The sequence below is a fragment of the Novosphingobium endophyticum genome, assembly GCF_014640675.1.
Taxonomy (GTDB): Bacteria; Pseudomonadota; Alphaproteobacteria; order Sphingomonadales; family Sphingomonadaceae; genus Novosphingobium; species Novosphingobium endophyticum.
Genome location: NZ_BMHK01000053.1, coordinates 1 through 14,836 on the forward strand (window position 1 = coordinate 1; position 14,836 = coordinate 14,836).

Sequence of the window (14,836 nt, forward strand, 5' to 3'; positions counted from 1 at the left end):
TCAACGCCAGCCCTGTCATCGTGGTCGATTTGTCGCCGGGCAACCGGGTGAGCATTTTTGCTTCTGCGCCCTCGGCAATGGTGGCAGCGGCGCTGGCGGCGCTCCGATGATCCCGGAGGGCGCGCGGGTATGGATCGCCATGGGGCACACCGATATGCGCCGCGGGATGCAGGGGCTCGCGGCGATGGTGCAGCAGCATTTCGAGCAGGACCCGTTCGCCGGCGATCTATGGGTCTTTCGCGGGCGCAGCGGATCGCTGGTGAAGATAATCTGGCACGACGGGATTGCCATGTCGCTGTACACCCGGCGGCTCGAGAAGGGGCGTTTCATATGGCCATCAGCGAAGGACGGCATCGTGTCGCTAACGCGTTCGCAACTTGCCTGCCTGCTCGACGGTATCGACTGGCGCAATCCGCAATATAGCTGGCGGCCACAAAGCGCCGGATAACCGCGCGGGAACTGATTTTCGGCTTGCTTCAGGCCCCGGGCGATGATTCAATTCCCCTCATGGAACCCGCCGTTTCGCCCCTTCCGGACGATGTCGCAGCGCTTAAGGCGCTGCTGCGGCTGAGTACCGAGCGGGCTGTGGCCGCCGAGCAGCGGGCCGCGAGCGTTGAAGCCGAACTGGCCAACGCCCGAGCCCGCGAGAGTGCGACAGAAGCCTTGATCGCGCACTACAAGCTGCAGATCGCCAAGCTGAAGCGTGAACAGTATGGCACCAGCGCGGAGCGTACCCGCCGCCTTCTCGAGCAGATGGAATTTGAACTCGAGGAGCTCGAGGCAGATGCGGCTGAGGAAGGCCTGATTGCCGAGGCGGCTGCGACCAGGACGGCGAAGGTTGCCGCCTTCGAACGCAGGAAGCCGGCCAGGAAGCCATTCCCCGACCATCTGCCCCGTGAGCGTATCGTCATCCCCTCGCCATGTTCCTGCCCTGCTTGTGGCAGCGACCGGTTGACCAAGCTCGGGGAGGACGTAACCGAGACGCTCGAGGTGATCCCCCGCTCGTGGAAGGTAATCCAGACGGTGCGTGAGAGGATTGCGTGCCGCGAGTGCGAGAAGATCACACAGCCTCCGGCACCCTTCCACGTCGTGCCGCGCGGATGGGCCGGCCCCAGCTTCCTGGCCATGCTGCTGTTCGAGAAGTACGGCCAGCATCAGCCGCTTAACCGGCAGGCCGATCGTTTCTCGCGCGAGGGCGTACCGCTCAGCGTCTCGACACTCGCCGATCAGGTCGGTGCCGCAACCTTCGCCTTGATGCCCATTTTCCGGCTGATCGAGAGCCATGTGCTGGCCGCCGAGCGCCTGCACGGCGACGACACGACTGTGCCGATCAAAGCCAAAGGAAAGACCGAGACCGGCCGACTATGGGACTATGTTCGCGATGACCGCCCCTTCGGCGGTGCCGATCCACCCGCCGTCATATTCCACTACTCGCGCAACCGGCGAGGGGAACACCCGCGAGCGCATCTGGAGACATGGTCCGGTATCCTGCAGGCTGATGCCTACGCGGGCTATGGGGAACTGTACGACGCTGGTCGGCAGCCCGGGCAAATCCTGGAAGCGGGGTGCTTTGCTCATGCCCGCAGGAAGTTCTTCGAGCTCGCCGACGTTGAAGGCGCGGCGCGCAAGAAAAGCCGCGGCAAGAAGGCCAGCTTCATCTACCCGATTGCGCTGGAAGCCGTGCAGAAGATCGACGCGCTCTTTGCCATCGAGCGGAACAGCAACGGCAAGACGGCTGCCGAGCGGCTCGCCGTCCGGCAGGAACTCAGCGCCCCGCTCATGGCCGGCCTGAAAGAATGGTTGGAGGCCCAACTCGCAAAGCTGTCGAACAAGCACGACCTCGCCAAGGCCATCAATTATATGCTGCGCCGTTGGGACGCTTTCGCCCGCTTCCTCGATGACGGTCGGATCTGCCTCTCGAACAACGCCGCCGAGCGAGCACTGCGCTGCGTGCCTCTCGGTCGCAAAGCCTGGCTATTCTGCGGCTCGGATCGCGGCGGTCAACGTGCCGCCATCGCTTATTCCTTGATTCAGACAGCACGCCTCAACAACGTCGATCCTCAAGCCTGGCTCGCCGATGTCCTCGCACGCATCGCAGAGCATCCCGTCAATCGGCTCGACGAGCTACTGCCTTGGAAATGGAAATCCAAATCGTTGATGCTGACGTCGGATCCTTCTAACATCGCTACATGGAATCTGGTCCGCACCCCGAACTGATTGAATCGCCGCTCGGCCGGTCCATTGAGCAGGACGGTGTGCGCCTGACCATAAACATCGTGCGGATCGCTACCGAGCCAGGTTGGTCGCTCGAGGTAGTCAATCAGTGCGGAACTTCGATCGTTTGGAATGATCTCTTTGCCACCGATCGCGAAGCCGACGCTGCCTTTCGCGAGGCGCTCGCGGAAGAAGGCGCTGAAGCCTTCCTCGACAACTGAAAAGTCAGATCAGTCAGTGAGAGACCGCTTCCCCGAAGCGGTACTCACCGGATGAATACGTTTCGTATTTGCCGACCCCATGATTTCGGTATTGTAAAAAGCTGGCTCATTTCAGCATTTGGACGTCGCTGAAGCGTCCGCGCCATCAACGTAATTGAAACGCTTTTTGAATGAAGCGATTAGCGGCTTGGGTCTATAACGTAACGAAAGCGCGCCTCGCCGCGTTCCATCCGCTCATAGGCGTGGGGCACGTCGCCGAGACCGACGACCTCCACTATAGGACGAACGTCGTGATCCGCACAAAAGCACATCATCTGCTCCGCCTCCATCGACGTCCCGCCTGAGCTGCCCTTCACCGAACGGCCGCTGAGCAGAAGGCGGGGAACGATTTCAAGCGACGCTTCCGGCACGCCCAGCACCATTAGCGTTCCGTCGAGAGTTAGAGCTTCCAGCATCGGCCCGATGGATGGTGCGTGATTGTGCACCGCGAGAATCGCCTTGGCACCACCCGCGGCCTGAAGTTCCGAGACTACGTCCTGCCGATCCGCATCGTAGTAGGCACTGGCGCCCAGAGACAGGGCCAACTCTCTCCGCTCCGCCCCCTTGTCGATGGCAATCACCTTGTGCCCGAACCGGGCGGCGAACTGGATCGCCAGATGACCCAGTCCACCTATACCCTGCACGACGACGATTTCGCCGACGCCGGCCCCGGAACGTAATAAGCCATTGTAAGTGGATATGCCGGCGCACAGTAGAGGTGCAGCTTCGATGGCGTTAAGGGCGTCGGGGATTGTCACCAGACCCTCGACGGACGCCGTAAGAAACTCGGCATATCCGCCATCGCGCGTAACGCCGGTAATGTCTGCATTCGAACAGCGGGTGAAATCGCCGCGTCTGCACCAGTCGCAGCAGCTGCAATGGCCCCCGAACCAGCCAAGACCTACACGCTGACCGACTGACCAACCGCTTACGTCTGGACCGAGCGCGTCAATGATCCCAACCACCTCATGACCGGGGATCAAAGGATAAACGAGGCCTGGGAAATAGCCTTCCTTGGTGACGGAGTCGCTGTGGCAGATGCCGCAGGCCTCCACTTTAATGCGGACCTCGCCGGCTCCCGGCCCCGGAATGGGCCTGTCGGAAAGTTCGAGCGTGCCGCCTGCCTGGGTCACATGGACGACACGCATGGTGGCTTTGGGTGAGAACATATTCATCAGTGTGTCTCCGCGGCGAGATCTGCCTCGTCTACGATTTGGATTTGCCCGTAGTTGAGCAGGCCCAGCTGCCCGCCATCGATACCAAAACCGGACAGCTTGGCCCCGCTGAACGGAATCGCGGGGTGAAAACTGATGATCTTGTTGATGTTCACCGTCCCGGCTTCAAGCCGCTGGGCCACAGCCCTCGCGGCAGTCACATCGGTGGAGTAAACCGATGCTGCAAGGCCGAACGGCGTGGCGTTAGAGCGTGCGATCGCATCGTCAACATCGTCGAAGGTGAGGACGGGGAGTATCGGCCCGAACTGCTCCTCTCTCACAACCGGAGCGTTGTCGTCCACGCCAGTGACGAGGCGCGGTGCGACGAAGTAGCCCTCACCGGCCTGTGCTTCGCCCCGTGCGACGACGGTGCCGAGGCGCTCGGCATCGTCGATCAGCGCAACGATCCGGTCATATTGCGCCTTGTTCTGGATAGGGCCGTAGTCGACGTTACCCGACATGCCGTCGCCTATCCGTGTCGCGGCGATCTTCTCACCCAGCGCGTCGCATAGCGCGCTCTGAAGCGACCGATGGACATAGACACGCTTGGTCGCGATACAGGCCTGCCCGCAGTTGAAAAAGGCGGATTCATATATGGTACTCGCCGCAAGCGCGACATCGGCGTCGGCCAGAACGATTGCCGGATCGTTGCCGCCCAACTCCAGCAGCAAGCGCTTCAAGCCGCCCGCGCTGCTCTCCATTATGCGCTGCCCCGTTGCGGTGGAACCGGTGAAGCTGATCATGCGTACGTCGGGGTGGCGGCAGAGCAAACTGCCCAGATCATTAGCGTCGGTGACAATGTTGAGGACGCCCGGTGGCAGCAGCTCCGCCACGATCGCGCCAATGCGCAGTGTCGTAAGTGGCGTGGTCGGCGCGGGCTTCGCAACTACACAATTGCCGACCAGCAACGCTGACGCGATCTTGGATCCGAACAGTGTTAGCGGCACGTTCCAAGGGATGATCGCGGCGACTACACCCAATGGGGCAAGCCGTTGTTCCACATGATGGCCCGGTCCAGCGTCTATCACGCCCGTGGGCAGCGCCGCCGCGGCGGCCTGGCGCAACTTGAAGCCGAAAATCATCAGCTCAATGCGCGCCGCGGCCAGTGTCATGCCATGCTCGCACACAAGAAGGGGCAAAAGGTCGTCCGCACGCTCCGCCACGGCGTCCGCCATTTGGACGAGTATATTGCGCCGCGCTTCGATAGAAGTGCCAGACCATGAAGGAAAGGCCCGCGCAGCGGCAGCGACAGCCTTGTTCATCTGCTCCTCGGATGCCCGCGGACTATCGGCGAAGGGATGGGCGGTCGCCGGGTTGATGACCGGCATGATTTTGGCGCCCGGAACGAGCGCTCCATCAATTAACAAACTGAAATCGGACATGTAGCTGGAAAACCCGCTTCTTTGAATGGCTGGATCGGAGGATCGAACTCACCGTTATCCCAAAGGACGCTGGATCGTGCATGCTCCGCAATCATCGCAAGCGTAGAGCAGAACCGTCCGTGGCCGGTTGAACCAGAATGCTTCAAAATGCGGATTATCGTGAACGAAAATGCCTCGGCGCTTTTCCGACCCTTTGTGCGGGTGTTGGCGGGCAGTCGCTGCCCGTTCTCACACCATCATTCTGAGAAACAGCCACCCGACTGGCTACTCTTGAGGCGCCCACCCGTTACGCCATTGCCTTGAGAATGTCCGCTTCCGGCGCGCGAGTTGGTGTCGGGCGACGCGCGAAGGCGAAAGGCTATGCTCATTTGCGCATGTCGCAGACAGCCATTTGTCCGAATGTAGATAAGACGGATCAAGGAAAGACGCTTAGAGGCCCCAGTCGTGACGGGGGTAGCAAATTTCGCTGATACGATTTCGCCGTGTCTCTGCTGGAACATCGATTTCGTTCCCGCCTTGGCCCGAAACCGGCTTTCCAAAGCCAGGCGTGAGTGGCCTCCCCACATTGCGCTTGAGCCAAAGGCGAAGAAGATGGCGACGCCGCTCCGGCTGAGGAAAGTCGACATACGATGTCCGCGAATGCAACGCAGCATAATTGAGCAGCCACTGGATATCCCCTGGCCGGAAATCCATGATCACGGGAAGGTCGGGCTCCAGATAAATTTGGTCCATCAACTCAAGCAGCTCCAACTGCGCCGCCGACAGGCGCGGCACCTCGGGATAGTCCTGTGCGGAGCGAATTACATTTGAGCCGGCATACATGCTGAAGGCGCCATCAACGAAGCTGACCATCGGCGTGGAGTAATAGCGCGCAGGTGCGTCATGGTCCTGACGATACCAGTCATAATGCCAAGGTTCAAAAAGAAGGTGCGCCAGATCCGGTCGTCGCCGAACGACTTCGTTGTAAATAGTCACGCCGCTGATGAGAATGGACTCGCCACCCGACTTCGCGCCGCGCAGACACATGAGCCCGACGACATCGCTGCTGTCTGAGTGGAAGTTCAGTCGATCCCGCGTCCGGCTTGGCAGCGCCGTGGGATCGTCCATCGTCTTGTCCGTCGTCGCGACGACATGATCGAAGAGGTCGCCCATGCGGTTCTGCTGCATGGGTTCGCCGAGATGCAGGCCCAGAACGAAGAAAATTGCCGCACTGAGCGCGTCCGAATACAGCTCCGACCGCAACCCCCGCACCAGAACGAAGCCACGTCCCCTATCCATATCGGCCGCCCAGGCGCGAAGTCCGGCGGCAGTGATAGGCAGAGCATAGTTGTCGGCCTTGACGCAGTGGAGATCGGGATCCTCATGGAGAAAACGGGTTCCCACCTCCTCCAGCTCGGCAATTTCGGCCGATGAAAGTTGGTAAAGCCAACTGGTCGACTGATTGATCTCCGCGCCTGTCCACGCGGCAGCCGACTCTATGGGGATCGTGAGCGATTGCGTCATAGCCATTTTCCTGCCCAGATGGGATAAGCCGGTTATAGTGATTGCGGCAGGAGGCAGAAGCGCCTTTAGATGGCTTCTTCTCCCGAAAAACTTGTATCCTTGCGAATAGGCTCAAAGCCATGGGCTCGAACACGGATGCTGGCTGAAGGGCGCGCGCGGCCAGGGCTCTCACCGTTAAGATCGATCAAAAGCCAGGGAACATCAGCAAAAACCGATCAGCGCGATGCCTCCGATAAACACCGGCCACCTGGCCACCTGCGTGTGGATTCCCGCCGCTGGCACCCCGTCGAACGGTCGCCAGGCTATAACGCGCGGCTTGTGGATTGAGCTGTCGGCTACCATAACGACGGACGGCCGTTACCCAGCTGCAGGCAACACCGCGCACATTGCGACGATGCCGCATTATTGGCGAGACATATGCAATTCTGGAACTTTTCCACAGCAGCCCATACCGAAGCGGATCGCGTCGAAAGGTGGCGACGCGCACTCGACAACCGATCACTTGCATCAGGGGAAATCGCTGATCACTCGCGCTTCTTTGGCATTGCCGCTGCGATCGAAACGCCGCAGCAGACCGAATATGTCTATCTGTCCTCTCGCTCACAGCAGATAGAGTTCCCCGGCCTCCCGAACGATCGTGCGATGCTGATGCTCCTCATAGAAGGTAGAGGCGCCATCAACCAAAAAGGGAAATCTGCTACACCCCTCATGTCGGGAGACTTTGCCTTTGGGGCACCGCGCAGCGCCTCTATTCTGACAATGGACGAAGATTTCCGGGCACTGATCATTCGTCTCCCGCGCGAGATACTTGCCCAACGTCTCGTAGCCCCCGTTCCTGACGCGCTGCAGCTGATCTCCGGCGATTCTAGCTTCGCGGCTATCTTTGCCGACCTCCTGACCTCAGTTTCTGCGAAGCTCGGCGCGCTCACCTTCGAGCAGTTCCATTCCCTCGAACTGGCCCTGATCGAGTTTGTTGGGACCGCCATTCTCAGCGAGGGCGATACCACCATGCTCGGCGGGGTGACGGGTCGCCGGGCGGGGGTCTTGCAACGGGTGGCCCGGTCAATCGAGCAGCGCCTCGGAGAACCCGACCTCAAGTTGTCTGACATAGCCGCGGCAAACGGTATGTCTGTCCGTAATCTGCAGAAGCTTTTCGAAGCGTTCGGCAAGGCCTTCAGCGTCTATGTGCGTTCCCGGCGGCTTGAGCGGTGCCGGGACGATCTTGCGTCTCCCTTAATGACGCAGCTCTCCATCTCCGAGATCTGCTACAGGTGGGGTTTCACCGATCCAGCCTATTTCTCGCGGTCATTTCGCGAGCAGTTCGGAGCTTCTCCGCGTGGATTCCGGCGAGCGCCGCATCTGTATCAGACGCCCGCACGGGAAGGCCCGACGCTTCGACGTGGGCGACCCAAAGGACCGGAACTGTCGGACACCGCGCTTTCGATGCCGTCGGACGGACTTGGGGACTTCCTGCACGCTTCAGAAGAGGCGGATGATCTTGACGCGGCAGGGCGCGAACCGCGCGAACATTACCTGCCGGTTTCGCCGGAAACCGTTCATTGGGGTTTTTTCCATCGGAACTTGGCTCCCGTTCTGAAAGTGCGATCTGGCGATTTCGTGACGATCGAGTGCCTCACCCATCATGCCTACGATGATTATGAACGGATGATCGCCGGCGATCCGGCGGCTGAGGCGATCTTCGAATGGACGACCGAGGGCCAGCGAATAGAACGACGCGGCGCCGGACCCATGGATGCCTCCATCTGCGGGCGTGGTCCAGGGGAAGGTTTCGGTGTCCACATCTGCACTGGCCCCATCGCCGTGGAGGGAGCTCGGCCAGGCGATATTTTGGAGGTGCGGATTCATTCAGTCGAACCGCGTCGCAGCGCCAATCCGGATTTTCTGGGCCAAACGTTCGGCAGCAATCTCGCGGCCTATTGGGGCTTTCACCACCAGCATTTGCTGACCGAACCCCGCGACCGCGAAGTAGTCACGATTTACAAAGTGGATTGCGAGGATGGCCCGGCTACAGCTCAAGCAGTCTATAATTATCGTTGGACCCCCCAGACCGATCCGTCGGGGATCATCCACGACCGCTACGATTACCCCGGCGTTCCCGTGGATCACTCTACCATCGAAAAGATCGAGAACATCCTGCCTGGCATCAAGATTCCCGTGCGCCCGCATTTCGGTGTCATTGCGGTCGCTCCGGATCATGATGGCCAAGTTGATTCCATTCCCCCTTCCTCTCATGGCGGAAATATGGACAACTGGCGATTGGGGGAGGGAGCTTCGGTGTATTTGCCGGTCGCCGTACCAAACGCGCTTTTTTCAGTAGGCGATCCACATGCGTCGCAGGGCGACGGCGAGACTTGCGGCACTGCGATCGAATGCTCGCTCACCGGTCGCTTCGAACTCATCCTCCACAAGCGCAGCCAACTGGCCGGCACACCGCTCACCGATGTGAACTATCCACTGATCGAAACGAACGACGAGTGGGTTATTCCCGGCTTCAGCCATCCGGATTATCTTGGAGAATTGGGTCAGGACGCTCAGAGTGATATCTACCATAAGTCCTCGATCGATTTCGCTATGCGTGATGCTTTCCGCAAAGTGCGGCGCTTTCTCATCAGCGCGCGCTCGCTCAGCGAGGATGAGGCGCTCTCGCTGATATCAGTCGCGGTAGACTTCGGTATATCGCAAGTCGCCAACGGCAACTGCGGCGTGCATGCCATCGTGCGAAAGGCGATGTTCGACGATGCCGACATCGCGGTAGAAGCAGCAGCACCGGTATCAAGCGCGACTGCGCCGTAATAGCGCCGTGGGCCGGCGTCCTTAAGGTCTTCCACGACCCTCCTATTGGCTGCCGTGGGCGGATGAGGACAAGCATATAGGAGATCAAGCAAAAGCCGTTGCGGCTTCGCAGTCGCGCGTCTGTGCTATTGTGCCGGCAATTACCACCATGGCCGCAGTAATGATTGCAGCCTCCAAAATGCCGGGACGACCCAATGACGACCATATTCAACAACGCATTCTTCGAGAGTCTCGAAACATCGATTCTGCCCGTAGACGAGGCGGAGATGTTGCCACCCGCGTGCTATACAAGTGCCGAATTTTTCGAGTTCGAGAAGGAGCACATATTTCAACGCGAATGGTTGTGCGTCGGGCGCAAGGAATGGGTTGAGAAGCCGGGAGACTACTTCACAGGGGTGCACATGGGTGAGCCCTATGTCGTTGTCCACGGCCGCGACGGCGTCATCCGCGCCATGTCGACTGTCTGTCAACATCGCGCCATGCTGGTTGCGGAAGGCCATGGTAACACCCGCACTTTCCTCTGCCCCTACCACCATTGGGCCTACTCACTTGACGGTCAGCTCATCGGCGCTCCAGCGATGGAACGCGCCTGCAACTTCGAAAAGTCGGCGATCAAGCTTCCGAATTTCAAAGTCGAGATTTGGTTGGGCTTTATCTTCATCAACCTGGACCAGAAAGCGGCCCCACTCGCGCCGCGTCTCCAGAAGGTGACCGAAGTGCTGGAGAATTACGATCTCGAAAATGTCGACACTTCGATGGAGATCGAGGAGCAAACCTTCCCCTGGAACTGGAAGGTAATGTTCGAGAATAATAATGACGGCTATCATGCCAATCGCCTCCATGCCGGACCGGTGCACGACATCGCGCCGTCGGATCTTTCGAGCTTCCCGGACGACCTGCCGGAGGATACGGCAGGCTATTACCGCTACAATGCGACAATCCATCCCGACGCGAGCTTCAATCCGACGCTCAAGGCACTTCTTCCGATTTTCCCCAAACTCACCGACGAGGATCGCGGCCGGCTGCTCTTCGCCAACATACCGCCTAGCCTTTCGCTCATTATACGAGCAGATCTGATCGCGTTCATCATCCTCCATGCCAACACGCACGATACGATCACCACGAAGCGGGGTTGGCTCGCTGCACCTGGCGCCAAGCAGATGCCACTGTTTGAGGAAAAGCTGGGCATCAATCTAACCGCTTCGGCCGAAATCGCAGCGCAGGATCTGCACGTCGATGGTCTGATCCCCTATGGTCTGCGTTCACGCTTTGCAGTGCGCGGCCGCTATAGTTGGCAGGAAAAGGCCCAGCGCGAGTTCAACTACTGGCTGGTCCAACGCTACCGAAGCGGCTGGGCTGAGCACAAGCAGGCAAACGGTTTTGCCTGACGACCATCTTCTATGATCGCCTCGCTGGCGGCACCTGCCGAGTCGGAGAGCAGGCCGCCGCCCAAGCGGATGCGCGCGATCGCGCTTCTCGCCGCTTCCGCAATGTTCATGGAAAGCCTGGACGGGACGATCGTCGCTATCGCCCTGCCTGCAATGGCGGGCCATTTCCGCGTCGATGCAGCCGATATGCACGTCGGCATCACGAGCTATCTGATAGCGTTGGCGGTCCTCCTGCCGCTTTCCAATTGGGCGGCCGAACAGTGGGGGCCGCGCCGCGTTTTCGTCACGGCGGTTGGCCTATTTACCCTGGCCTCGATCGCCTGCGCCGCGAGCCAGACGCTGCTGGCATTCGCCATTGCTCGTCTCTTCCAAGGATCGGCGGCTGCCATGATGACGCCGGTAGGCCGGCTCGTCGTCCTACGACATACAGAAAAAAGCGGCCTCATCAATGCCGTGGCACTCCTCACCTGGCCCGCATTGCTCGCGCCGGCCGTCGCGCCGCCGTTGGGAGGTCTTATAGTCGAGCATCTGAGCTGGCAGTGGATATTCTTCCTCAACTTGCCGTTAGGTTTTTTTGGCATCATTGCGGCGTTACGCGTCCTCCCGCCTCGGTGGCCCAGCAGCGGACAAAGCCGACCTGACTGGACCGGGCTCGTGCTTTGGGCAATCACGGCAGCTATGCTCATCGGTGGGATCGAGAGCGCAAAGCGTACGTCCCCGCCCGTGATAGTTATAGCGCTTAGCGCCGGGCTCGTCGCAGCATTGCTCTGCTGGCGCCATTTCCATGCATGGCCTCGTCCGCTCCTGGACATTAAGCTGATTGGGCGGCATCGCAGCTTTGGGGCCGCCGTCCGGGAGGGCACCGTCTTCCGTGCCTCCATTCTCGCCACTCCGTTTCTCCTGCCGCTCTATTTCCACGTCGGCCTTGGCAAGTCGATCTCAGAGACCGGCCTGCTCATCATGATCGGCATGGCAGGCAACATCGGCATCAAGGCGGTTACATCGCCCATTCTCCGAAGGGTGGGATTTCAGCGCATACTCGTGGGCAATGGACTCCTGCTAGGCGCCGGCTTTGCTGCATTCATGCTGACGGGGCCGGACACGCCCTTCGTCGTGCTCGCGGCAATGCTGCTTTTCAATGGACTTTCCCGATCCATGCAGTTCACCACGCTGAATACGCTCGCCTTCGCCGACGTCGCGCCGGATGAGATGCCGCATGCCAATACGCTGCTCAGCACGACGTTGCAGATCAGCGGGGCGATAGGCGTCGCCGTCGGTGCGCTCGCGCTGCAGATCGGGTCGCGCTTCCACGGCGAGGAAACGCCCGCGGCCTTTCATCTCTGCTTCGCCGCTATTGCCGTGATGAGTTTTGCGGCCGCCATTTCCTGCATGCGGCTCGATACCACCATAGGGTCCGGGCTTATATTGCGGCGCACAGGGAACATGCGGAATGACTGATCCCGCCATCGCGCTCTTCGCCGCCCATGGCTCACCGCGCGACTCATTGACGGAAACGGACTATAGCCGCGCGTGGCGGGCTATCGCAAACAAAACGCCGCGGCCGCGCGCCATCTTGGCCATCTCGGCCCACTGGGAGAGCAAAGGCGTGCTCGTCACCCGCGCCAAGCATCCCCGAACGATCCACGACTTCTATCGGTTTCCGCAAGAATTCTACGACATCGAATATCCTGCACCAGGCAACCCGGATCTCGCATTTGCCATCGAAGAACGGCTGAATGCCTTCCAAGCTCGCGCCGATCTCGATAGCTGGGGTCTCGACCATGGCAGTTGGACGGTGCTGCGCTGGATGTATCCGGACGCCGACATTCCCGTTGTGCAGCTCAGTCTGGACGTTCGGCGTTCACCCTCCGAGCATCACGACATCGGCCGAGCGCTGGCAAGCCTGCGCGACGACGGCGTCATGATCCTTGGCAGCGGCAACGTCGTGCACAATCTCAAGGTAGCCCGGCCGCGCGGGAACGAGATTTTTCCCTGGGCCCAGCGCTTCGACGATCTGGTGGTCGACAAGGTGGTCGCGGCCGACGATGCGGCGTTGATCAACTATACGCGCCTCCCCGACGCGGACATGGCGATCCCTACAAACGAACATTATCTGCCGCTGCTATACGTGCTCGGCGCGCGCGATCGGGCGGAACCTCCCACCGTCTTCAATCGGCGGGTGCTCGCATCGGTATCGATGACTTGCTACGCCTTCGGCCTGCCTGGCTGAACATCGAACCTGAGAGTTACACGTCCGGTGAGAGCCCGCTTGGCGAGAAGCGAGGGATGGGTCACCACGCCGTAAGCTTAGCAATATGCTCAGCGTGGCCTGCGTTTGCCTCCAATCTCCTCAACATTTGGAGTTATGTCCCGAAGCCCCGAAATGGCGGGTTTCGCAGCCGATTACGGCTTTTCCACGGCCTCCGGCTCTATATGGATGCGTGAGCGGCGTGAGCGATCGGAGGGCCTGCGCCAACAGTCCAGGGCGAAAGGCGAAGCATGGCATTGTCGAAGCAGAATGATGCGGAATTTTTCGTTCGCGTCACTGAGGTCCTTGAGGACCGTGGCGACGTGCGCATATTCGAACTGCGTGCCCCGGACGGTGGAGAGTTGCCGCCGTTCAGCGCGGGCGCGCACATTGACCTGCATGCAAAGCCCGATCTCGTTCGCCAATATTCGCTGCTCAACGATCCACAGGAATGCCATCGCTATGTCATCGCGATAGCGATGGAGCCGGAAAGCCGGGGCGGTTCGCGCTATTTCCATGAAGAGGTCGAAGCCGGCGACCTTCTGAGGATCAGCACCCCGCGATGCCATTTCATTTTAAAGGAGGATGCGCCGCACAGCATCCTGATCGCGGGGGGCATCGGCATCACTCCCATCTGGTGCATGGCGCAGCGGCTTAGCCATCTTGGACGCGGATTCGAGCTGCATTATGTGGTGCGTGGACGCGCCACCGCTCCGCTCCTCGATCGCATGGAGATCACACCCATGGGCGAAATGGCACGGATCGCTACCTATTTCAGCCGTGATCCGGGGGGGAGTCGTCCCGACATTGAAACGATTGTACGGAATGTCCCGGCGGGGACCCAGATTTATTGCTGCGGTCCGGGCGGCCTCCTCGATACACTAAAGGCCGCCACGGCGCACCTGCCGCCAGAAACGGTGCATTACGAGCAATTTACCGCCGTAGCCCCGGTGGCCGCCGAGGGCGGGTTCAGCGTCGAGCTCGCGCGTACGGGCAAAACCCTGGAGGTAAAGCCTGGCCAGACGGTGCTGGACGCTATCCGCGAAGCGGGGATAAAGACAACATCGTCCTGCCGGGAAGGCATATGCGGCTCATGCGAGACGGTCGTGCTATCCGGCACGCCGGATCATCGCGACGCTGTGCTTACCGACGCGGAAAAGGCGGAGGGCAAGACCATGATGATCTGCTGTTCCGGCGCCCATTCTCCGAAGCTGGTGTTGGATCTCTAGGTGAAGTAACGCTCCCGCGCCGGTCTCGCAGCCCTGGCGCAGGCTTGGTGGCCTCCCGGTAGATGATGAACGGCGTCAGCGTTGGGGCCGCGTCAAGCATTGCGGGAGACCACCGTAGACCATAAATTCCGGGCGACGTTTCGCTGAAAGTCGCACATTTTTCGTCGTAGATGCGGTGGACAACGTGGCGAAGGAAGCTCGGGTTGCCAGGCGATCAATGCATGGCTTGCGGACCCTGGCCTTGAGATGACAGCGATCGGCTTGGAGGCGGAGCCTTTCCCGAGTAAAGGTACACCTTGGCACATCGCGATGACGTCGGGAGTCTATCAGGCCAATACCTCATCCAGCCCATTTCGCGGCGCTATTCAAAGGCCCCGATCCTTGCGCCAACCATCTTCCTCGCTCAGGTTCAGATTCTCGTTCGGCCAGCGCAGATCGTATTGGCGCGAATGCAGCCAATCTCTACGGCTTTTCCTGGGTCAGGCTGATGGTGACTTTCTTGATCTCCCCGCCTGAAAAGTTATCCGGCACTTCGGCATCCTCGATCAGCGGCGCATCAGGCGCCCGGCCGATGTAGCTGGACG

Annotated in this window: 11 protein-coding genes; 8 read left to right on the top strand and 3 right to left on the bottom strand. The window is 60.2% G+C overall.

The window, feature by feature from the left end; all coding sequences use genetic code 11:
• The 3 genes from tnpB to IEX32_RS19170 all read left to right on the top strand — a co-directional run.
• Window positions 1-448 (top strand): IS66 family insertion sequence element accessory protein TnpB (gene tnpB / locus IEX32_RS19160; RefSeq protein WP_229736504.1); only part of this gene is annotated, 448 nt, incomplete at its 5' end.
• 59 nt (window positions 449-507) lie between these two features.
• Window positions 508-2,217, top strand: a complete 1,710-nt coding sequence (tnpC, locus tag IEX32_RS19165; RefSeq protein WP_188773145.1) for an IS66 family transposase — start codon at window positions 508-510, stop codon at window positions 2,215-2,217.
• The gene (locus IEX32_RS19170; protein ID WP_188773146.1) at window positions 2,190-2,435 is read left to right on the top strand and encodes a hypothetical protein; all 246 of its coding nucleotides are present in this window, start codon (window positions 2,190-2,192) and stop codon (window positions 2,433-2,435) included. Before tnpC ends, IEX32_RS19170 begins: the two co-directional genes overlap by 28 nt.
• Window positions 2,436-2,614: 179 nt before the next feature.
• Here the strand turns inward: IEX32_RS19170 and IEX32_RS19175 are convergent, their stop codons facing one another.
• The 3 genes from IEX32_RS19175 to IEX32_RS19185 all read right to left on the bottom strand — a co-directional run bounded on the left by IEX32_RS19175 (window position 2,615) and on the right by IEX32_RS19185 (window position 6,573).
• Entirely contained in the window at window positions 2,615-3,649 is a 1,035-nt protein-coding gene (locus IEX32_RS19175; protein WP_229736505.1) for an alcohol dehydrogenase catalytic domain-containing protein, read from the bottom strand.
• The gene (locus IEX32_RS19180) at window positions 3,649-5,070 is read right to left on the bottom strand and encodes an aldehyde dehydrogenase family protein (RefSeq protein WP_188773147.1); all 1,422 of its coding nucleotides are present in this window, start codon (window positions 5,068-5,070) and stop codon (window positions 3,649-3,651) included. Before IEX32_RS19180 ends, IEX32_RS19175 begins: the two co-directional genes overlap by 1 nt.
• Before the next feature lie 429 nt (window positions 5,071-5,499).
• A complete protein-coding gene (locus IEX32_RS19185; protein ID WP_188773148.1) occupies window positions 5,500-6,573 on the bottom strand; it encodes a TauD/TfdA family dioxygenase in 1,074 nt (357 codons plus the stop codon).
• A 417-nt stretch (window positions 6,574-6,990) separates the two neighbouring features.
• Between IEX32_RS19185 and IEX32_RS19190 the strand changes: the two genes are divergently transcribed.
• From IEX32_RS19190 to IEX32_RS19210, 5 genes are all read left to right on the top strand, one after another.
• Window positions 6,991-9,387: an acetamidase/formamidase family protein gene (locus tag IEX32_RS19190; protein ID WP_188773149.1), complete on the top strand. Its 2,397-nt coding sequence runs from the start codon at window positions 6,991-6,993 to the stop codon at window positions 9,385-9,387.
• 194 nt (window positions 9,388-9,581) lie between these two features.
• Window positions 9,582-10,775 (top strand): aromatic ring-hydroxylating oxygenase subunit alpha, encoded by a 1,194-nt coding sequence (locus IEX32_RS19195; protein WP_188773150.1) that lies wholly within the window; start codon window positions 9,582-9,584, stop codon window positions 10,773-10,775.
• 12 nt (window positions 10,776-10,787) lie between these two features.
• Window positions 10,788-12,233 (top strand): MFS transporter, encoded by a 1,446-nt coding sequence (locus tag IEX32_RS19200; protein ID WP_188773151.1) that lies wholly within the window; start codon window positions 10,788-10,790, stop codon window positions 12,231-12,233.
• On the top strand, window positions 12,226-13,005 hold the full coding sequence (gene ygiD, locus IEX32_RS19205; RefSeq protein WP_188773152.1) for a 4,5-DOPA-extradiol-dioxygenase: 780 nt from the start codon (window positions 12,226-12,228) through the stop codon (window positions 13,003-13,005). The genes IEX32_RS19200 and ygiD overlap by 8 nt, the downstream gene beginning before the upstream one ends.
• 269 nt (window positions 13,006-13,274) lie before the next feature.
• Window positions 13,275-14,252, top strand: a complete 978-nt coding sequence (locus IEX32_RS19210; protein ID WP_188773153.1) for a PDR/VanB family oxidoreductase — start codon at window positions 13,275-13,277, stop codon at window positions 14,250-14,252.
• Window positions 14,253-14,836: the final 584 nt, after the last annotated feature.

Coding starts and splice junctions, on each gene's coding strand:
- IEX32_RS19185 (WP_188773148.1), bottom strand. CDS start 6,573: ATGACGCAATCGCTCACGATCCCCATAGAGTCGGCTGCCGCGTGGACA.
- ygiD (WP_188773152.1), top strand. CDS start 12,226: ATGACTGATCCCGCCATCGCGCTCTTCGCCGCCCATGGCTCACCGCGC.
- IEX32_RS19210 (WP_188773153.1), top strand. CDS start 13,275: ATGGCATTGTCGAAGCAGAATGATGCGGAATTTTTCGTTCGCGTCACT.
- IEX32_RS19200 (WP_188773151.1), top strand. CDS start 10,788: ATGATCGCCTCGCTGGCGGCACCTGCCGAGTCGGAGAGCAGGCCGCCG.
- IEX32_RS19170 (WP_188773146.1), top strand. CDS start 2,190: ATGGAATCTGGTCCGCACCCCGAACTGATTGAATCGCCGCTCGGCCGG.
- tnpC (WP_188773145.1), top strand. CDS start 508: ATGGAACCCGCCGTTTCGCCCCTTCCGGACGATGTCGCAGCGCTTAAG.
- IEX32_RS19175 (WP_229736505.1), bottom strand. CDS start 3,649: ATGAATATGTTCTCACCCAAAGCCACCATGCGTGTCGTCCATGTGACC.
- IEX32_RS19180 (WP_188773147.1), bottom strand. CDS start 5,070: ATGTCCGATTTCAGTTTGTTAATTGATGGAGCGCTCGTTCCGGGCGCC.
- IEX32_RS19190 (WP_188773149.1), top strand. CDS start 6,991: ATGCAATTCTGGAACTTTTCCACAGCAGCCCATACCGAAGCGGATCGC.
- IEX32_RS19195 (WP_188773150.1), top strand. CDS start 9,582: ATGACGACCATATTCAACAACGCATTCTTCGAGAGTCTCGAAACATCG.